General features: G+C 63.2%; 18 protein-coding genes and 2 pseudogenes. 13 read left to right on the top strand and 7 right to left on the bottom strand.

Annotation, left to right across the window (positions count from 1 at the left end; genetic code table 11):
* Window positions 1–15: 15 nt before the first annotated feature.
* Window positions 16–1,110 carry a methyl-accepting chemotaxis protein gene (locus tag V1294_RS22455; protein WP_442895374.1) on the bottom strand — a complete coding sequence of 365 codons (1,095 nt, stop codon included), beginning with the start codon at window positions 1,108–1,110 and terminating at the stop codon, window positions 16–18.
* Between the two features lie 305 nt (window positions 1,111–1,415).
* On the opposite strand from V1294_RS22455, the gene recJ reads away from it, so the two are divergent.
* Both recJ and V1294_RS22445 read left to right on the top strand, forming a co-directional pair.
* Entirely contained in the window at window positions 1,416–3,257 is a 1,842-nt protein-coding gene (gene recJ / locus V1294_RS22450) for a single-stranded-DNA-specific exonuclease RecJ (RefSeq protein ID WP_334500215.1), read from the top strand.
* Window positions 3,258–3,290: 33 nt separating this feature from the next.
* A complete protein-coding gene (locus V1294_RS22445; protein WP_334500214.1) occupies window positions 3,291–4,097 on the top strand; it encodes an SDR family NAD(P)-dependent oxidoreductase in 807 nt (268 codons plus the stop codon).
* A 99-nt stretch (window positions 4,098–4,196) separates the two neighbouring features.
* Here the strand turns inward: V1294_RS22445 and V1294_RS22440 are convergent.
* Both V1294_RS22440 and V1294_RS22435 read right to left on the bottom strand, forming a co-directional pair.
* A pseudogene (locus V1294_RS22440) lies at window positions 4,197–5,424 on the bottom strand (lytic murein transglycosylase).
* Window positions 5,425–5,491: 67 nt separating this feature from the next.
* Entirely contained in the window at window positions 5,492–5,941 is a 450-nt protein-coding gene (locus V1294_RS22435) for a MarR family winged helix-turn-helix transcriptional regulator (RefSeq protein WP_442895373.1), read from the bottom strand.
* Between the two features lie 191 nt (window positions 5,942–6,132).
* Here V1294_RS22435 and V1294_RS22430 point away from each other — a divergent pair, with 191 nt between their 5' ends.
* Together V1294_RS22430 and V1294_RS22425 are read left to right on the top strand one after the other, a co-directional pair.
* Window positions 6,133–6,612, top strand: coding sequence for a carboxymuconolactone decarboxylase family protein (locus V1294_RS22430; RefSeq protein ID WP_334480540.1), 480 nt, complete (start codon window positions 6,133–6,135; stop codon window positions 6,610–6,612).
* Between the two features lie 143 nt (window positions 6,613–6,755).
* Entirely contained in the window at window positions 6,756–7,502 is a 747-nt protein-coding gene (locus V1294_RS22425; RefSeq protein WP_334500211.1) for a C13 family peptidase, read from the top strand.
* Window positions 7,503–7,653: 151 nt separating this feature from the next.
* Here the strand turns inward: V1294_RS22425 and V1294_RS38075 are convergent, their stop codons facing one another.
* Window positions 7,654–7,851 carry a DUF805 domain-containing protein gene (locus V1294_RS38075; RefSeq protein WP_442895372.1) on the bottom strand — a complete coding sequence of 66 codons (198 nt, stop codon included), beginning with the start codon at window positions 7,849–7,851 and terminating at the stop codon, window positions 7,654–7,656.
* 4 nt (window positions 7,852–7,855) lie between these two features.
* On the opposite strand from V1294_RS38075, the gene V1294_RS38070 reads away from it, so the two are divergent.
* Window positions 7,856–8,149 carry a hypothetical protein gene (locus V1294_RS38070; protein WP_442895371.1) on the top strand — a complete coding sequence of 98 codons (294 nt, stop codon included), beginning with the start codon at window positions 7,856–7,858 and terminating at the stop codon, window positions 8,147–8,149.
* 133 nt (window positions 8,150–8,282) lie between these two features.
* Window positions 8,283–8,813 carry a hypothetical protein gene (locus tag V1294_RS22415; RefSeq protein WP_334500207.1) on the top strand — a complete coding sequence of 177 codons (531 nt, stop codon included), beginning with the start codon at window positions 8,283–8,285 and terminating at the stop codon, window positions 8,811–8,813.
* A gap of 106 nt (window positions 8,814–8,919) precedes the next feature.
* On the opposite strand, the gene V1294_RS22410 is transcribed toward V1294_RS22415, so the two are convergent.
* Window positions 8,920–10,503 (bottom strand): M23 family metallopeptidase, encoded by a 1,584-nt coding sequence (locus V1294_RS22410; protein ID WP_334504766.1) that lies wholly within the window; start codon window positions 10,501–10,503, stop codon window positions 8,920–8,922.
* Between the two features lie 51 nt (window positions 10,504–10,554).
* Window positions 10,555–11,121 carry an elongation factor P gene (gene efp, locus V1294_RS22405; RefSeq protein ID WP_214489432.1) on the bottom strand — a complete coding sequence of 189 codons (567 nt, stop codon included), beginning with the start codon at window positions 11,119–11,121 and terminating at the stop codon, window positions 10,555–10,557.
* A gap of 610 nt (window positions 11,122–11,731) precedes the next feature.
* On the opposite strand from efp, the gene epmA reads away from it, so the two are divergent.
* The 6 genes from epmA to V1294_RS22375 all read left to right on the top strand — a co-directional run bounded on the left by epmA (window position 11,732) and on the right by V1294_RS22375 (window position 16,223).
* Window positions 11,732–12,784, top strand: a complete 1,053-nt coding sequence (gene epmA / locus V1294_RS22400; protein WP_334504765.1) for an EF-P lysine aminoacylase EpmA — start codon at window positions 11,732–11,734, stop codon at window positions 12,782–12,784.
* Window positions 12,781–13,872, top strand: coding sequence for a lysine-2,3-aminomutase-like protein (locus V1294_RS22395; protein WP_334500206.1), 1,092 nt, complete (start codon window positions 12,781–12,783; stop codon window positions 13,870–13,872). Before epmA ends, V1294_RS22395 begins: the two co-directional genes overlap by 4 nt.
* Window positions 13,873–13,878: 6 nt before the next feature.
* Entirely contained in the window at window positions 13,879–14,085 is a 207-nt protein-coding gene (locus V1294_RS22390; protein WP_334480553.1) for a hypothetical protein, read from the top strand.
* A gap of 28 nt (window positions 14,086–14,113) precedes the next feature.
* Window positions 14,114–14,365, top strand: a complete 252-nt coding sequence (locus tag V1294_RS22385; protein WP_334480554.1) for a hypothetical protein — start codon at window positions 14,114–14,116, stop codon at window positions 14,363–14,365.
* A 175-nt stretch (window positions 14,366–14,540) separates the two neighbouring features.
* Window positions 14,541–15,734, top strand: a complete 1,194-nt coding sequence (locus tag V1294_RS22380; RefSeq protein ID WP_334500204.1) for a lanthionine synthetase C family protein — start codon at window positions 14,541–14,543, stop codon at window positions 15,732–15,734.
* Window positions 15,735–15,866: 132 nt separating this feature from the next.
* Complete coding sequence (locus V1294_RS22375) at window positions 15,867–16,223, top strand: DUF6665 family protein (protein ID WP_334500202.1); 357 nt, start codon at window positions 15,867–15,869, stop codon at window positions 16,221–16,223.
* Window positions 16,224–16,586: 363 nt separating this feature from the next.
* Here V1294_RS22375 and V1294_RS22370 read toward each other — a convergent pair whose 3' ends face one another.
* A complete protein-coding gene (locus V1294_RS22370) occupies window positions 16,587–17,189 on the bottom strand; it encodes a DUF4337 domain-containing protein (RefSeq protein WP_334480559.1) in 603 nt (200 codons plus the stop codon).
* 517 nt (window positions 17,190–17,706) lie between these two features.
* Here V1294_RS22370 and gvpJ point away from each other — a divergent pair.
* A pseudogene (gene gvpJ, locus V1294_RS22365) lies at window positions 17,707–17,898 on the top strand (gas vesicle protein GvpJ); the annotation flags it as partial.
* Window positions 17,899–18,004: the final 106 nt, after the last annotated feature.

The following is an 18,004-nucleotide window of genomic DNA, read 5'->3' as shown; positions in this document are numbered from 1 at the left end:
ACTATTCCGCGCAACCTATCCCACCCCGCCCTGGATCACCCCGAACCAGCCGAGGCCCTTATACGTTTCGTAGCCCGGTGTGGCGTGGAACGCGACCAGCGCGCCGGAGCGGTCCTGATGGAAGCCGGAGCGCCGTCCCTCCAGTGGAAGCGAGACGCGCTCGGTGAGCAGGCCCTGGCCGTCGGACGCCGCGATTACCCGGAAATTCGAATCGACCAGCAGCACGCGCGCCTTGTCGGCGGCGCCGACGCGCACGCCTTGCACGATGGCGCGGGCCTGCGGCTCCCAGTCGAAGTGGACCGCCAGCACGCCGGTCGGTTTGCCGTTGGCCTTGCCACCGGCACGAACGCTGGCGCAATAGGTCACGACCTGGGCGTTGCCAAGCAGGGGCTGGCATTCGACGTCGCCGACGGCGTAATCGTCGCCGGAGCGCAGGCCCCGCGCGGCGCGAAACCATTTTGTCGAAGCCACGTTCTGGCCGACGACGTTGAAGCGATCGGCGCGGCCGTTGGCGAGCACTTTGCCGTCGAGATCGCACAGCCAGAGATCGAGATAGACGGTATAGGCGCCGAGGATCACGGCCAGCCGTTCCGAGACATGGGCGACAGCGGCAGCCTCCGGCACCGCGGCGCAATCGACGACGGCGGAATCGGTCGCCCACCAGCGCACGTCGCAGGTGCGCTCATAGAGATTACGGTCGATCAGCTCGATGGCGTTCAGCGACAGATCGACCATGCGCTCGCCGCGCGAGCGGTCGGCCATCTGCGCGATCGAATTCATCAGATTGCCGGTCCGGTTGGTGAGCTGGCTTTCGAGCTCGCGGGCAATGGTCTCGACCTGCTGGCCGACGTTGCGAACTTCCTGCGCCACCACGGCAAAGCCCGCACCCTGGGCGCCTGCGCGTGAGCTCTCGATCAGCGCGTTCAGCGCCAGCATCTTCATCTGGTTGGTGATCTTCTGGATCGACTTGGTCTTCTCGCAGGCGACCTGATTGACCTCGGCGGTCAATCTGGCGATCAGCGTGGAAACGTCGGCCTCGTCCTCGGCGCCCGCTGCATTGGCTGGCTGTTTTGCGATCATTGCTGTCTGGGAGCGAAGCGCGACGGACATTGGCGGGAAATTCCTCAGTCTTTGTGCGGATGTCGATCTTCTGCGGATCGGCGGGACTCAACGAGTGCGTATTGACTCCTTTGTCGGGGATCATGGCTAACGATTGGTTTAATTTCTGCCTCCCGCGGGTAGTATTGCGGGGACAAGTTGCATCTTCTTTGTGCAAGTCGTTTTTATCGGCATAGACTCAAAGCTGGTGCGGCCGGGATTGTGTCGGCTTGGTCGCAGCGATTCGCGCGGAGCCGTACCACGCCATGGTCCGAGTTTGCCGATCGGCGGCTTTGTCCCTATCACTCGAAGGAATCATGACGCTCCCCGTATCCGCACTGCCCGTTGAACTGCCGCCGGCGTTTCTCGGCGTCTTGCGTTCGGCGACCGGCAAATTGTGGCGCGACCGGCTCGATGCCAGGGGGGCGGCGCGGGCGCTGGCGATCACGCAGCGCTACCAATTGCCGGAGATGCTGGCGCGCGTGCTGGCGGGGCGCGATGTCGGGATCGACGAGGTCGAGGATTTTCTCGATCCGACCATCCGCAAACTGATGCCCGATCCCCACACCGTGACGGCGATGGAGACGGCGGCGAGGCGCATTGCCGACGCAGCCGCGCGCGCCGAGAAGGTCGCGATCTTCGGCGATTACGACGTCGATGGCGCGACCTCGGCGGCGCTGCTGGCCTGGCATCTGCGCCATTGCGGGCTCGATCCGCTGATCCACATCCCCGACCGCATCTTCGAGGGCTATGGCCCCAATGTCGACGCGGTGCGGGGGCTCGCCGGCAAAGGCGCGACGCTGCTCGTCACCGTCGATTGCGGCACCACCAGCCTCGAGCCGCTGGCGGAAGCACGGAAGCTCGGCATGTCGGTGGTCGTCATCGACCACCACCAGACCGGCGACGAATTGCCGGAGGTCGATGCGCTGGTGAACCCGAACCGGCCTGACGATCTCTCCGGCCTCGGTCATCTGGCTGCCGTCGGCCTGGTGCTGATCACGCTGGTGGCGGTGAACCGGGAATTGCGTAGCCGCGGCTTCTGGAATGCCGAGCGGCCGGAGCCGGATCTGCTCGGCATGCTGCACCATGTGGCGCTCGGCACCGTCGCCGACGTCGCGCCCCTGACCGGGCTCAACCGCGCCTTCGTCGCCAAGGGCCTGATCGCGATGCGCCGCCGCGACCATATCGGCCATACCGCGCTGATGGATGTGGCGCGGCTGAACGGGCCGCCGGAAGCCTGGCACCTCGGATTCATGCTGGGGCCGCGCATCAATGCCGGCGGTCGCATCGGCCGCGCCGATCTCGGGGTGCGGCTGCTGCTGGAAGGCGACATCTCGGAGGCCGCGCGGATCGCAGCCGAGCTCGACCGGCTCAACAGCGAGCGCCGCATCATCGAGCAGGCGGCGGAGGCGCAAGCCGAGGCCGAAGCGCTGGCTTCGCTCGGGCTCGAAGACAAGGGCGCGGTGATCGTGACCGCCGCCGAGGGCTGGCATCCCGGCATCGTCGGTCTGGTCGCCTCGCGGCTGAAGGAGAAGTTTGCACGTCCCGCCTTTGCGATTGCGCTGGAGCCGGGCGGCATCGGCACCGGCTCGGGCCGCTCGATCTCGGGCGTCGATCTCGGCAAGGCCGTGCGGCAGGCGGTGAAGGAGCGGCTCTTGATGAAGGGCGGCGGCCACGCCATGGCCGCGGGCGTTACGCTGCGCAAGGAGAAGCTTGCGGAATTTCGTGCCTTCATGGAAAGCGCGCTGGCCGAGGACGTCGCCAACTCCCGTCACGAGCACGAGCTGTTCATCGACGGTGCGGTGAGCGCGCGCAGCGTAACCGTGGAGTTCGCCAACATGTTAAATCGCGCCGGGCCGTTCGGGGCGGCCAATCCAGAGCCCGTGATCGCGCTGCCGGCGCATCAGCTGGTCTATGCCGACGAAGTGGGGCAAGCGCATCTGCGCCTGCGCTTCAAGTCGGGCGACGGCGCCATCGTCAACGGCATCGCGTTTCGCTCGGTCGGGCAGAAGCTCGGCCACGCGCTGACGCAGAACCGCGGCCAGCCGCTGCATGTGGCAGGCTCGCTCGCGGTCGATCGCTTTCAGGGCTCGGAACGCGTGCAGTTGCGCGTGACCGACGTCGCAGTGCCGGATCCGGGACCGGCCTTGATCAGGTAATTTGACAACCAAGAACAACAAACGGGAGAAGAAATGACAGGACAGGTTCAGGGCAAGGTCGCGCTGGTGACGGGTGGTGCGTCCGGCATTGGGGAGGCGGTTTGCGAATTGCTGGCGCGCGAAGGCGCCTCAATTGCCGTAACCGACGTCGACGATTTGAAAGGTCCCGAGGTCGTCGCGCGGATCAAGAAGGCGGGTGGAGAGGCGAGCTTTTGGCATCACGACGTCACCAACGAGGAACGCTGGATCGAGGTCGTGGCTGACGTGATGAAGCGCTACGGGCGGCTGGACGTGCTGGTCTCGAACGCCGGCATCGGAATCTCCGTTCCGACGATCACCGAGATGTCGCTGGCGGATTGGCGGCGGCAGAACGCGGTCAATCTTGACGGCGTATTTTTATCCGTGAAGCATTGCCTGCCGGCGATGCGCAAGACCGGCGGCGGCTCCGTCATCATGATGTCGTCGCTGGCGGGGTTGCGCGGCGCGGCCGGTCTTTCCGGTTACTCCGCGACCAAGGGCGGTGTCCGGCTGTTCGCCAAGTCGATCGCGATGGAGTGCGCTACGTTTGGCGACGGGATCCGCGTCAACTCGGTGCATCCCGGCATCATCGACACGCCGATCTGGGGCAAGATCCCGACGGGAGCGGCGGGCGCCGGACAGAACGCGCCGGTCGATCCGGAGGAACGCGCGAAAATGGTGACACCGCTCGGGCGCGCCGGCCACGCTGAAGAGATCGCGCAGGGCGTCCTGTATCTCGCGTCCGATGCGTCACGCTACGTGACGGGGACGGAACTCGTCATCGATGGCGGGATGTATGCGGGTGGGGTTGCCCGGAGGTAGCTGCTCGTCATTGCGAGCGCAGCGAAGCAATCCATCTTTCTTCGCGCAGAGACATGGATTGCTTCGTCGCTTCGCTCCTCGCAATGACGGCGGGGGCGGTTACCCGCCCTGCCTCAACCGCGCCAGCACCTTGAGCCCGCCATAGCCGTCAGCCGGCAACAGCCCCATCTTGGTCTGATAATCCTTCACCGCCTTCATGGTGTCGTTGCCAACGCGGCCGTCGGTGCCCGCCGGTGTCGAAGCCGGCCTTTGTCAGCCGCGTCTGCAGCTCCTGCACCTCTGCGAGCGTCAGTGCGCGTTCGGAGCCGGGGAAGGGCTGGATGAAGGGGGGCGCACCCAGAATGCGGTCGCCGAGATGGCAGATTGCCAGCGCGTAATTCATCGACGGGTTGTAGCTTTTCACCGAATAGAAATTCGGGCCCAGCAGAAACGAAGGTCCGCCGGCGACCGGCACCCACATCTGCGCGGACGCGTTCGGTTGCGGGAACGGCTTGCCGTCGGCGCGCGTGACGCCGGCGCTGGCCCATGCCGCGTAGGTCCGGCTGCCGCTCGAAGACCCTCCGCGGACCTCATAGCCCCAATGCTCGCCGCGATGATACTTGCCGCGGTTGAGCAGATAGCGTGCGCTGGAGCCGAGTGCATCGTCCGGCTTGCCGAACGGCGAGACGCGGCCGTCCTTGTCGTAGTCCATGCCGACATTGAGCCAGACTTCGGGCATCCACTGCGTATGGCCCATCGCGCCGGCCCAGGAGCCGCGCATTTCCTCCGGCGTGCCCCAGCCGCGGTCGACGATCTTCAGCGCATTGATCAGCTCGGTTTCCCAATAGCTGCGGCGGCGCGGCTCGTTCCAGGCAAGCGCAGCCAGCGCTGGAAAAATGGGACGCATATGGTTCTGCTGCACCAGCGGATCGCCATAGGCTGATTCAACGCCCCACAGCGCCAGCAGCGTGCCGCGTTCGACGCCAAAATCCTGCTCGATGCGGGCGAACAGCGCCTCGTGCTTCTTCAGGGCTTCGCGGCCGTGGATGATGCGCCAGTCCGAGGCGCGGCGGTTGATGTATTGCCAGATCTGCTCGTGGAATTCCGGCTGCTTCTGCATCTGCCGGAACACGCTCATATCGGGCTCGATGCGGCCCATCACCCGCGTCCAGGTCGCGTCCGAAATGCCTTTTGCAATTACGCGCGCGCGAAAATTGTCGCACCACTGGTCGAAGCCGGGTGGGGCTGCAAACGCGGCAAGCGGTGTGGCGAGCAGGGTGCCTGCGCCGATGCCGGCCTTCAGCACGGCGCGGCGGGTCGGGGCATCAGGGGAATCGGGCTGTTTCATGCCGTCAGTCTAGCGGCGCGGCGGGCCGGTGCCAAAAGCCATGACGCCGCGGGAACCAGCGATTCCCTCACAAATCCGCGGCGATTTTGGCGAGCCAGCGGCGGATCATAGCCTGGTCCCTGGCAGACAGCCCGGCCGTCAGCCGTTGCTCGATCACTTGCGCGTGTCGCTTGCACCTGTCGAGCAAAGCAGCACCCCGCCGCGTCACCGTCCACTGCAGCACCCGGCCATGAATGGGGTGCGGGGTCTTCTTGATGGCGTCGTCGCGCTCGAGATTGCGGATGATGACGCCGACCGTCTGCGGCGTCAGCATTGCCACCCGCGCAAGCTCGGCGCCGGACAGGCCGGGATAGGCCCTGAGCATGGTCAGTACGACGAATTGCGGCGGGGTCACGCCGAGGTCGGCCAGCGACCGCTCCATTGCGAGCCGCGTCGCGGCCTGGGCCTGGCGCAGCAGGTAGGCGAGGTAGCCTTGCTCGCCGCGTTTGCCTTCGCCGGGCGGCGGCGGACGAAGCATCAACGGGGCGGGGTTGCCGGCGGATGTTTGCCGCGACCGTCGGCCGGCGCTCCCGGCTACCGGTTTTGGCGCCCGCTGTGGATTGTTCGCCGGAGCATTTTGCGATCGCGCCGCGGTGTCCCGTGGTGCCTTGCGCAGCATATCAGTGCTCTTATAATTAATCAGAGCCCTGATAACATGAGGCACAAGAGATGTCACACGCCCGCAAAGAATACAGAGACTTCATGTCGCTGACGCCGGACGCCTACGAGGCCGTGCTGGCGCTGAGCCAGGTCGCGGGCAAGGCGGGCATGGACAAGCAACTGCTCGAACTGATCAAGCTACGTGCCTCACAGATCAATGGCTGCGCCTTCTGCGTGCAGTATCACATCCTGGAGAGCGAGAAGCTCGGCGTGCCCACCGATAAACTCAATCTCGTGGTGGTCTGGCGCGAGGCGCCGCAGTTCTCGCAGCGCGAGCGTGCGGCACTGGCATGGACCGAGGCGCTGACATCGCTCAGCGAGGGCGTCAGCGACGAGGTCTATGCAGAGGCGAGCGCCGAGTTCTCGGAGAAGGAACTCGCCTATCTCACGTCGGCGGTGGCGTCGATCAATGTCTGGAACAGGTTCGGCGCCGCCTTTCGTTGGACACCCCCGGCGCGGAAGCAGGCCGTGGACGCGGCAGCGTCATAGAATTCAGGGGCGCGCGGACTTACTAGCGCCGCCGAACAGGATGCTGATTGGTGTAAGTTTGATGAAGGCCAGATAGTTGGCCAACGCGCGTGTCACGGACTGGGCTGCCATGCTATGGTAGCCATGACGAGACAAGGTTCGCAATGACGTCCAACTCCTGGATCAGCCGGCTCGGCGCACCGCTCATCGCGCTCGTCCTGACGGTCGTGCCGTCGGTTTCGCCGACGCACGCGGTTGAGGACGCTCCCAGGGTGAGCGTGGTGTCCTTTGGCCTTTTCGGCGATCAAGGCGTGTTTAGACGCGAGGCGACCGGCGCAGCACAGGTCGTGGCGGGCCGTTTCGGGAGCGGCCCAGTCAACGTGCAATACAATTCGAAGAAAGGCGGAGGCGCAACGATCGAGGCCCTGGCCATGTCGTTGCAAGTGGCAGCCAATGGGATGGACGCCGAGAACGACGTTCTGTTCTTGATTCTGACCTCGCATGGCTCCCGCGACGGTCTTGCAGTCAAAGCGGGGCGACTCACGCAAACGCTCACGCCGTCCAATCTCGCCGATATGTTGGCGCGGACGAGCGTGCGACACAAGGTGGTGGTCATCTCGGCCTGCTATTCCGGCGTCTTTATCCCTCGTCTTGCTAACCCCGATGTCCTGGTCATCACCGCGGCCGATGCCGACCATCCATCGTTCGGCTGCCAAGACAAGGCCAAGTGGACCTATTTCGGCGATGCCTTTTTCAACGTTGCGCTCCGGCGAGCTAGAAGCCTGAAGGAAGCCTTTGTTGTTGCGCGCGCGCTCGTCCGGAAGCGAGAACTGCGCGAGCACTTCGAGCCGTCGAATCCCCTGATGGCAGGCGGAGCAAACGTGCAGCCGTTGCTCATTGCGAGTCCTTGAACAATCGGCCGCGTTGCATCCATGAGCACTGGCTTGCTGTGCAAGCGAGCGCCGGGTTTTCAGAGAAGGCGCTTGCATATCAACTCACGTCGGCCGTGGCCTCGATCAAGGTCTGGAACAGGTTCGGCGCGGCGGCATCATGAGATAAAAGTTAGCCCTGCGTATTGGGGCGCTCCTTTGTGTGCGGGTCGATGCCAAACCGGTTATTGCCTGATGATCCCGGCAGCGAAGCCAGGAGCACAAAACCCATCAGCTGCAATGTCCCTGGGTTCACACCGATCAGCTTTGCGGCAAACGGGATTGCCAGCGCGAGGAGCGCCCACCAGCCAGACAGATTGAGATCGTGCAATCGCTTGACCGTGATCGCGGCGAACGGCCAAATCAGGATGAAACGCGAACAGGAACGGCAGGCTCAGCGCGACCATGAGGTCTTCGTAACGCCAGTTGCGGCCCGCCGTGTTGAAGAATGCGACTTCCGTCAACAGCCGGGTGAGAACGCCGCACATGGCCAGCAAGCCGAAACAGCCAAGCGCGAACTCCTGACACTTGATGCGGCCGGTGAGGGAAAGGAAATACCAGGCAAAAATGGAATGCATGTGGCCATCGCGACGTCACGGCGCGCTACCGCCGGCTACCAAAATTCCTAGATGCCGGAGGGTTAAAGATCGGGAAATATTACGACTTCAATTCGAGGTTGATCCAGGATACGTTGGCAAAATCAGATTGCGGTTGTCCGATCCTTAATTCTCGCGGCCTTCGCGCGCGTCATGAAGGTGATGAATGAGTTCGCTTAAGCTCCCGATTGCCTTGATTGCCATTGCCATTTCCGGTGCGGCCGTGCAGGCGCCGCATTCGGCGACTGCGGCCGAACACAAGATGCCGGTCGCCTATTTTCTCGATCAGGCGTCGGACGCAGCTGACGTGCCGGCCAATCTGCCCAGCAATGCAAAGGATGTCATCGTCGCCAAGGTGCGTTTTGTGGAACAGGCAATTTGGCTCGGAGGCCGTCACTGTGAGGGCTGTACCAACGACATCTTCTTCACCCGCGTGAAGATCGTGGAGGTCAAACGAGGCAGCGCTGAAATTGGGCAGGTGTTTGATGTCAGAATGGGATTGCGGAACGACTACCGGGATTTTGCCTATCCCCACACACCCGATCAACGTGGTCGGGAGTACACGGCAGTGATCTATTCGTCAGACGATGGCCTGCACCGGCTTGCTTCGTTCCCGATCAGCCTGGAACAATACGCTCAATGGTACGCGGAAAGATCGGACTATGAACTACAGCGAATGAAATCCCCTCATCGCTAATAGATCAAGCACGGGTCAGCGTCTGCGCACGTGGCTGACCTCGCGCGGTTGGGCTGGGCCGCGCCTTCGGCGGCCATCGGCCTTTCTGCGGTTATCGGCTCCTGCCCTAGTTCTCGCGGCCTTCCCCTTGCCGGGCGCTGTGGCGCAGGCCGTCTTCCGGTACAGCGCGCACCACGGCGGCGACCGCAGGCGAATCGGTGCCGATCTCGCGGCCGCGGCCGCGGATCAGCCGTTCATAGGACGCGATCAGGGTGGTGTAGGGGTTGACCCAGATCCAGCCGTCGCGCGTGAACACCTGTATGTCGAAGTGGAGATGGTACGAGGTGCCGTTCGGGAAATCGAGATAGTTGGAGACCACGCCGATCTTTTCGCCCTCGGCGACCCGGCGCCCGTTGAGAATGCCGTCCGCATCCATGGCTGACGGGTTCATGTGCATGTAGCGGAAACGGATGTGCTCGTTGCGGGTGTTGATCTGCAGCGTCGCCGCCTGCTGCTTCAGTGAGCGGATCACGATGCCGTCGCGGACGGCCACGACGGCCTGCTTCCTCGGATGGCAACTGCTTTCGCTGTTGCTGTTCGGCGGGCAGGGCGCGGGACGGATGTCCTGGCCCTGATGCCCGAAGCCGGCGGCGCATTGCCCGACCTGGAAGCTGCGGGATTCGCAAAAATTGTCCCGCCACGGATAGACGCCGCGGCCCCCCTCGGACTTTTTGCTGCCGAAGGATTGCGAGCGGACGGCGGTCGGGGTTTTCGCGAGCGGAAAACGGATTTGCGAATAGGCGGCGAAATCGGCGCGTCCGCCGCGCCGACGCACGCTGCTACGGGCGATGATGTCGCCGCCCGGGTAATAGGTGAAGTCGGGCGAAACCGCCGTCGGCCGTTCAACGATATCGGACGAAATGTCGTGGCGTGGCTGCGCCGGTTGTCCGCCCGCGATGCGCAAGGCTTTCAGAAAACGCTCGGCAATGGGATAGGCCTCGCGGCAGGCCAGCCGACGCGCCCGCGGCGTTGAATCGAGACACTGGATCGACACCACATAGGGCACGCCAAAGCGCGTGAAGGCGTAGCGCACATAGCCTTCACGGATGAAGCGGCGCATGTCGGGGAACTGCGACGCCAGCGCCTTGACCGGCTCGCCCCTGCCGCCGCGCGGATCGGCGAGGTCGTAGACGAGGATCGAGCCGGTAATCTGCACTTCGACCGGCCTGGCGAAGATTCGCGACGGCAGACCGCCGCTTGCGCCGGGCTGCAGCGAAAACACCGCGTCGTAGCCGGAAGGGCCGGCGTGGAACAGGTCGGCGGGGCGGAAATCGGCTTGGTAGCGCGACAGCGGCAGCTGTGTGCCGTTGGCCTCGCCTTCGAGATAGCCTGCGGTATCGAACGGCAACAGCACCGGCACCGGACTGCGTCCAATCCCGGCGAACAGGCTTGCGTTGATGGCGTTCAGTTGCACCAGCGCGGGCGTCGAGCGCGGATCCCATGCCGGCACGCGCCGCTGGCCGGCGAACGTAAATCGGGAAGCGATCGCCGGTTGGGTGGCGATCTCGGTGCGGAGCCGATCGAGAACCGCCCGCCATTCGACGCGGACGGCCGTGATCGACGGCGTCCGGAACTCGGCGGCGGCGGCTGTGAGCCCGGCCGGGAGCAAACAAAGGGCTGCCAGCCAACGCCTGAGCAAGCAGACAGCCATCGTATTCAATGCATCGCCCCCCGGCGTGCCCCTTACTTCCAGTGCGCGGTACTAATCCTTCGCGCGCTCGACGTAAGAGCCATCCTCGGTCATGACCACGATCCGCGTTCCCGTTCCAATGTGCGGCGGCACTGCGGTGCGAACGCCGTTGGAGAGGATAGCAGGTTTGTAGGAGGAAGACGCGGTCTGACCCTTGGTGACCGGCTCGGTTTCCACGACTTCCAGCGTCGCGCGCTGCGGGAGCTGGATCGCGACCGGATTCATGTCGTGGAGCGACAGCTTCACGGTCATGTTCTCCTGCAGATAGGGCGCGGACGAACCGACGATTTCCTTGGAAACCTGGACCTGGTCGTAAGTCTCGGCATTCATGAAATGGAAGCCGTCGGCATCTTCGTACAGATAATTGAAATTGTGATCCTCGACGGTCGCCTTCTCGACTTGGTCGGTGGTCTTGTAGCGTTCCGAAATCTTCACGCCGTCGCCAATGCGGCGCATTTCGATCTGGCTGACCGGAGTTCCCTTGCCGGGATGGATGTTTTCGGCGGTGAGGACGACGTAAAGCCGGCCGTCCTGCTCGATGATGTTGCCCTTGCGAATAGAACTGGCGATGACTTTCAAAGCTGTTTTCCTGAATTTCTGGCCTTCGGCGAGTCCGGACATGGGCGTCCGTGGGGCCGATCGGGCGGTTTCGGGCTGCAACATACTGATTTTGCCCGTCGATGCCAGCCGTTTTACTACCGTTCCGGTGTCCGCCGGAGGCTGCAAGCGGCCCGGTTTCGCCGGGTTTACGGCTGGCCTGATCGCGCCGTTTGAGGGCCTTCGCGTTGTGGTCGGCGCTCTCTGGAGAGGTGAAGGTCTCTTCCGTCAAAGGCTTGAATTTTCGATCGGGACTATCCGCGCTCGCTGACGCCACCGTGACGAAGGCCGACTAACAAAAGAATTGCAGTTCTTCCCAACCAGCCGCCAGACATGCTCGTATCCTGTTGTAAATTCTCGCCATTGGACTGCGGAACCGGCCAGAAGGTTCAGCACTCAGGGCCCCTCCATCGAGTGGAATGGACAAGGTGAGCGGGTTTCGCCATGACAGGATGGATGAAGCGCGGGAGGTTGCCGTCTTGAGCGGGCATCACAGAGAAAGTCGAACGATTTCAATGGTATTTTCCGATTCCTTGAATGCCGGTTTAGGCGCGGCGGAGGTCGCTCCGTGGCTCAGCAAGGACCGTGGCTGATGGTCGGGACCGACCAGCCTTCGCCATGGTGGTCGCCTGCGCGGCACGCCGATCGGAAGCCGTTCCTGATGGCGCGAGGCGCGATCACAAGGGCGGTGCGGGCCTGGTTCGACGAACAGGGCTTTACCGAGGTCGAGACCGCCATGCTCCAGGTATCGCCGGGCAACGAGACGCATCTGCACGCCCCCCGCACCGAGATTGTCGGCAACGACGGCATGCGGGCGACGCGTTATTTGCGGACGTCGCCGGAGTTCGCCGCCAAAAAGCTGCTCGCCGCCGGTGAGGCCAAAATATTCGAGTTCGCGCGCGTGTTCCGCGACCGCGAGCGCGGCGATCTGCATCTGCCCGAATTCACGATGCTGGAATGGTACCGCGCCGACGCAAGCTATGACGCTGTCATGGCCGACACCGTCGTCGTGATCGCACATGCCGCACAGGCGACCGGAATCGGCCGGTTTTCGTTCCGGGGGCGAACGGCCGATCCCTTCACTGAGCCGGAACTGTTGACGGTGGCGGCGGCCTTCGAGCGTTTTGCCGGAATCGATCTTTTGCCCACGATTGCGAATGGCGAGGGCGACCGCGCGGCGCTCGCTGCGGCGGCAAATGGACGGGTGCGGATCACCGATGATGACACCTGGTCGGACATTTTCAGCAAGGTGCTGGTCGAGCATGTCGAACCGAATTTGGGGCAGGGGCGTTTGACCGTCTTGTTCGAATATCCGGCGCCGGAGGCGGCGCTGGCGCGGACGAAGGCGGCTGATCCGAGGGTCGCCGAACGGTTTGAGGTCTATGCCTGTGGCGTCGAGCTCGCCAATGGGTTTGGCGAATTGACCGACGCCGCTGAACAGCGCCGCCGTTTCGCCGCTGCGATGGACGAGAAGGAGCGGCGCTACGGCGAGCGCTATCCGCTGGACGAGGATTTTCTCGCAGCGGTTGCCGCGATGCCGCCGTCGAGCGGCGTAGCCCTCGGTTTCGACCGGCTGGTGATGCTGGCCAGCGGCGCGCTGCGGGTCGACCAGGTGGTGTGGACGCCACCGGCAGGAGAGACATGAACAGGATAGATCCGAAATGGGCGGCAACGCTGCGGCAGCCCGCCGAACTCGTCGAGCGCGGGTTGGCGAAGGCTACCGATCTCGCCGACCTCGAGCGGGTCGCCGCGCGCTATGCGATCGCCGTAACGCCTGATATCGCCGGCCTGATCGACACTGAAAACCCCGACGATCCGATCGCACGGCAATTCATTCCGAGCGCGCTGGAGCTGGTGAGCGGATCAGGCGAAAACGCCGATCCGATCGGCGACGACGCGCATTCGCCCGTCCCCGGCATCGTCCACCGCTATCCCGACCGCGTGCTGTTCAAGCTGGTGCATGTCTGCGCGGTGTATTGCCGGTTCTGCTTTCGTCGCGAGATGGTCGGGCCGGGCAAGGCAACGGCGCTGCCGGAGGCGGTTTATCGCGACGCGCTGGACTATATTCGTGAGCACACCGAAATCTGGGAAGTCATCCTGACCGGCGGCGATCCGCTGATGTTGTCGCCACGGCGGCTGGCCGAGATCATGACGGACCTCGCCGCCATCGATCACGTCAAGATTATCCGCCTCCATACCCGCGTGCCCGTGGCGGCGCCTGCGCGCATCGATGAGGACATGATCAAGGCGTTGCGTGTTGACGGCGCAACGACCTGGGTCGCCGTTCATGCCAATCATCCGCGCGAATTGTCGGGCGAGGCGCGCCTGGCCTGCGCGCGGCTGGCGGATGCCGGCATCCCCCTGGTGAGCCAGACGGTGCTGCTGCGCGGCGTCAATGACGATGCTAAAGTCCTGGAAGCGCTGATGCGGGCTTTTGTCGAAAATCGAATCAAACCGTATTACCTGCATCATGGCGATCTAGCGCCGGGAACCGCGCATCTGCGCACTACGATTGCAGAAGGCCAGGAACTGATGCGCCGTTTGCGAGGCCGTGTCTCCGGCCTGTGCCAGCCGGATTATGTGCTCGATATTCCCGGTGGCCACGGAAAGGCGCCGATTGGCCCGAATTATTTGTCGCATGCAAGTTCCGGGGAAAGTGATCTATCCTCGGAAACGCAGTATCGTATCGTCGACTATTGCGGCGACGTTCACCTCTATCCGCCAAAGCCGTGACCCGTGATGACGGAGGACGGCGAGGAGAAACGGGAGCCGCCGGAAGATGAGGGCCATCGCGGAATCGAAAACGCCGTGATGCTCGGCTTCTTCGTGGTGCTGGTGGCCGCCGGAATCTGGTTGCTCGCCACCATGGCCGATGTACGAAAGGCGCAGGACTGCGCCGCCCAGGGACGCCGCAATTGCGCAACGATCGATGCGCCAGTGCGATAGGAAGAAACAGAAAGACGAGAGGACCAACATGCGAAAAACAATCCTTTTGATGGCGCTGATGGTTCTGATCGGCGGCAGCCCGCAGGCCCTTGCGCAAGGTGGATCGTCGACGGTGACGAAGAACCCGGACAAGCCGATACCGCAGGCGCCGGTCGGTCATCGCCAGCCACGCGCCAGCGATGTGCCCAGCGAAAAGAACCTGAGCGATCCGAACGACCCACTGAGCAAGGAAAACGCAGCGCTCGACCGCAAGATCAAGAGCATCTGCCGCGGCTGCTAGGGCGCGTACCCAAATCGGACATGGGAGGTCGCGTGCCCGCGGGAACGTTGCGAATGATTGCGGTTGCCGCTGTCTGCCGCGCGCAGCGCTTTTGGATACGTTGCGCTTAATCGTGCGATCCTTAACTCCCTCGTCTGAAGAAACAAGATGGATCGCGCTCAGGAGCCCCTCAGGCATGATTGTCCTCGATCGTCATCGTCCGCTTGCGCAGGACGCCTGGAGTGAATTGGCTGTCCGGGCTGCGATCGAAGAAATCGCGACCGATGCCATCGCCGATTTCGATCCCGACACGTTCTGGCCGGGTCACCCCAGTGGCGAACGGGAGGAAGACGGTGACCCCAGTTTCTACAAGGGCGCGGCCGGCGTCATCTGGGCGCTGGATTATTTGCATCGCATCGGTGCTGTCAGCGTCGCTGCAGACTTTCGACCTGTGCTCCCGAAGCTTCTGGAGCGGACCATCACCGATTTCGAAGCCAGTTCGTCGGCCGATTACGCGAAACATGGCTCATTGCTCCGTGGCGACATGGGTGCGGCACTCCTCGCCATGCGCCTGGCGCCCACACCGAGCCTGGCTGATCTGGTGCATACGCGCGCAGAAGCAAATAATGGACTGCCGATCCGGGAACTGATGTGGGGCATGCCCGGGTCCATGCTGGCCGCCATCCACATGGCCGAGATGATCCAGGAAACGCGATGGCGCCAGCTATTCGAGGTGCAGGCGGCCCTGCTGCTGGCCGATCTGGAGGACACGCCGCAAGGCCCGCTATGGACACAGGATCTCTATGGCCAGCGCGACCGTTTTCTCGGGCCTGTTCACGGCTTCGCCGGCAACGTTATTCCGCTATTGCGCGGGTGGGATTGGTTGACGCCGGCGCAGCAGGCGCAGGTGGCCGAGTTTGTGCCGAAGACACTTGCGGCGAATGCGTGGCGGTCTGAGGTTGGAACAACGTGGGGCCCGAGAAGCAAGCGTGAGAAGTGGCTTCGGATATGTCAGCATTGTCACGGCGCACCTGGTATGGTGACGACATTTGCGGATGCGCCCTTTGCTACTCCTGAATTTGACGCACTTCTTGTGGATGGCGGTCGCTTCACCTGGGCCGCAGGACCACTTATCAAGGGCCCGGGCCTTTGCCACGGCACGGGTGGGAATGGCTACGCATTCCTCAAGCTCTACCATCGCACGAACGACCCGATTTGGCTCGACCGCGCACGCCAGTTCGCTATGACGGCCATCGTCCAGTATCGCGGCTCTCAGCTGGCCGTTGGCCGCGGACGGTATACGCTTTGGACCGGCGACGTCGGCCTTGCAATTTACCTTTGGGATTGCATCACCGGGGAGCCTCGTTTCCCGACGATCGACGTGTTCTGACCCGAACACGGCGGCACGTCAGAGTTGGCAAATGCGCGCGCCAGGAATGAGCAAAAGTATTATGTCTTGAACGGCTCCCTGCCGAATAATAATATCAGAGATAATTGGCAGACCATTTTTCGGAGTGCGGCTATGCATCCGCTTCGTTTCGGATACGCGGCTCTCGAATACGAAATCGCCGAGGAGAGGGTCTCAGCGCTCGCGCGGCTTGGACAGCGGCTTGAGGCTGCGCTGACGGCACTTGCCGCATGCCCGCGGACGGCCAATTCGGATCGAAAAATCCGCGATGGTCTCGTCGAACAGGCGGGGTATGCGCTTTGGCTCTTCGTCGTGCAGCGCGAGGCCTGCGGTCTCAACAGAATCGACCACGTGATACAGGTCTACGGGGTGCCGAACGAGGTGGTTGCCCGCATGGGGCCATTGGCCATGCCGAGCATGCATCCAACCAGGACCATAGGGGCTGCAGAAGCGCGGGCGCCATTGTTCTAAGACTCGCCTTTCGCGGCGGGCCGCCGCTGTCTTGCGACATGCAGCGGCGCAGCCCGTCAAACGCTCGTAGGCATGGTTGCAAGGGGCGCTGACGACCGTCGAGCCCGTAGCAAGTAGCAAGTCCGGCGATATCAGCTGTGCTGCCGCAAGCGGAAGTAAATTCAGGGCATCGGCGGCACCCGATATGACAAGCTCGCCGCCAATTATTTCGCGTTCGTCAAACTCGCTTCCATCCCTGCTTTGTGCCAACAGGTGACATTCGCGAAGTGAAAGAACCCGTCAACTGAAGCGGCCTCAGTCTAGTGCTCCCCTCGTCCTTGCCAAACAGCACCCATCCGACCGGCGCAGCGTGCGTGCGGACCACTATGCTGCCAGAAACGGTATCTCGACCGCCAGCGTATAGCCGTTGACCATCAGCAGGCCACCCGCGGCACCGACGATGCCGCCGACGATCGCAAGCCAGGGCAGCGTCGCGACTATCGAGACCGAGATCAGCACGATGGCGATCTGCAGAAGAGCTTCGGCATAGTCGAAGTAGGGATCCTGCTTCAGCGCATGGTCGCGCCTGCTCTCGTAGTCCTTGGCCCGCGCCATCAATTCCTTCTTGCCCTCCTGCGTCTCGGGCTCGGACTCGTAGCGTGCCGCCGTCTTGCGATAGGCCTCCGCCTTTGCCTTCAGGGCCGTCCTGGCCTCGGCGTTGAGGCTTCCGTCCTGCAGGAACGCCAGTTCGATCGCGTCGGCGGCGAGGTTGTAGTCGGTCTGGCGGATGTTCTTGGCCTGGTAGAAGGCATAGTGGTTCGCGGCATAGATGTTGTTGTTGGTCGCCTCCTTGTCGGCGTTGGCGCCGCCAAGCCCGGTGATGGCCAGCAGCATCGCCAGAATGGCGATGCCGACTGCCGCGCGCTGCTTGAAGCGGTCGTTCTCCTTCTCCTGATCCATCATGTCCGCGGCGTCTTCGGCTTTCATCGATCGGCTCCTTCTCGCTCCTAAAGATTAGGCACGATAAACAACGGCGTTATGTCACCATCGCGACGCACGAGCACGTTGATTTGTTCCGCAGAATGCGGCAGGCGCGATCGGTCATACGAAGGGATCGGCAATTCCCACGCAGCGATCAAGGTTTACGCAAACCTTCGGATGCTTGAGTTCAAGCGTCACAGGACACGCGCGCGGGATAGGCGGGCGGCGTTAGGTTTCGCCTCGCCGATTGGCGGTTCACTCCCCGAGTTGCACCATCCGGCAATGCCAAAGAGGCCTCTCGGGCAACCGGGCGGCTTCCTACTTGGCAGCCGTCGTGAAGGTCTAACTCCCTCACAGATGTTTTACCGCCAGGCCAAAACTCATCGCAGAGGCCCTCAGTATCTCGTGCAAACGCATCGAAAGGGAGAACGATGATGCTGAACAACCTTCGTATCGCACTCGCCGCGACCATCGTGGCCCTCCGGAAGGAGACAACCGTATGACTGAAATGGCAATGACTCAAATGCCTCAAGCAACCGGCGGCGGCAGATTGTCGGGCGAACTGTACAAGGTCGTTGAATTGATCCTGGACCGCGGGTTGGTCATCGACGTGTTCGTGCGTGTGTCGGTGATCGGTCTCGAAGTGCTCACCATCGATGCGCGGGTCGTCGTTGCCGGCGTCGATGCTTACCTGCGCTTCGCCGAGGTGTGTGGCCGCCTCGATCTCACCGGCAGCAGCCCCCGGATCGGCCACTTGCTGCCCGGCCGCGCGCTGCCGCTCGAGCTGCCGGCGCGCACGGAAATCGGAGCGACGCAACGGA

It is taken from the genome of Bradyrhizobium sp. AZCC 1678 (assembly GCF_036924765.1).
Taxonomy (GTDB): Bacteria; Pseudomonadota; Alphaproteobacteria; order Rhizobiales; family Xanthobacteraceae; genus Bradyrhizobium; species Bradyrhizobium algeriense.
Note: the sequence above shows the minus strand (reverse complement) of the source record. Positions and strands in the feature narration are given on the sequence as shown.

What these genes read in the sequence shown, in the direction of transcription:
- V1294_RS22455 (WP_442895374.1), bottom strand. Translation starts at nt 1,110, where the DNA reads ATGTCCGTCGCGCTTCGCTCCCAGACAGCAATGATCGCAAAACAGCCA.
- recJ (WP_334500215.1), top strand. Translation starts at nt 1,416, where the DNA reads ATGACGCTCCCCGTATCCGCACTGCCCGTTGAACTGCCGCCGGCGTTT.
- V1294_RS22445 (WP_334500214.1), top strand. Translation starts at nt 3,291, where the DNA reads ATGACAGGACAGGTTCAGGGCAAGGTCGCGCTGGTGACGGGTGGTGCG.
- V1294_RS22435 (WP_442895373.1), bottom strand. Translation starts at nt 5,941, where the DNA reads ATGCTTCGTCCGCCGCCGCCCGGCGAAGGCAAACGCGGCGAGCAAGGC.
- V1294_RS22430 (WP_334480540.1), top strand. Translation starts at nt 6,133, where the DNA reads ATGTCACACGCCCGCAAAGAATACAGAGACTTCATGTCGCTGACGCCG.
- V1294_RS22425 (WP_334500211.1), top strand. Translation starts at nt 6,756, where the DNA reads ATGACGTCCAACTCCTGGATCAGCCGGCTCGGCGCACCGCTCATCGCG.
- V1294_RS22415 (WP_334500207.1), top strand. Translation starts at nt 8,283, where the DNA reads ATGAGTTCGCTTAAGCTCCCGATTGCCTTGATTGCCATTGCCATTTCC.
- V1294_RS22410 (WP_334504766.1), bottom strand. Translation starts at nt 10,503, where the DNA reads ATGGCTGTCTGCTTGCTCAGGCGTTGGCTGGCAGCCCTTTGTTTGCTC.
- epmA (WP_334504765.1), top strand. Translation starts at nt 11,732, where the DNA reads ATGGTCGGGACCGACCAGCCTTCGCCATGGTGGTCGCCTGCGCGGCAC.
- V1294_RS22395 (WP_334500206.1), top strand. Translation starts at nt 12,781, where the DNA reads ATGAACAGGATAGATCCGAAATGGGCGGCAACGCTGCGGCAGCCCGCC.
- V1294_RS22390 (WP_334480553.1), top strand. Translation starts at nt 13,879, where the DNA reads ATGACGGAGGACGGCGAGGAGAAACGGGAGCCGCCGGAAGATGAGGGC.
- V1294_RS22385 (WP_334480554.1), top strand. Translation starts at nt 14,114, where the DNA reads ATGCGAAAAACAATCCTTTTGATGGCGCTGATGGTTCTGATCGGCGGC.
- V1294_RS22380 (WP_334500204.1), top strand. Translation starts at nt 14,541, where the DNA reads ATGATTGTCCTCGATCGTCATCGTCCGCTTGCGCAGGACGCCTGGAGT.
- V1294_RS22375 (WP_334500202.1), top strand. Translation starts at nt 15,867, where the DNA reads ATGCATCCGCTTCGTTTCGGATACGCGGCTCTCGAATACGAAATCGCC.
- V1294_RS22370 (WP_334480559.1), bottom strand. Translation starts at nt 17,189, where the DNA reads ATGAAAGCCGAAGACGCCGCGGACATGATGGATCAGGAGAAGGAGAAC.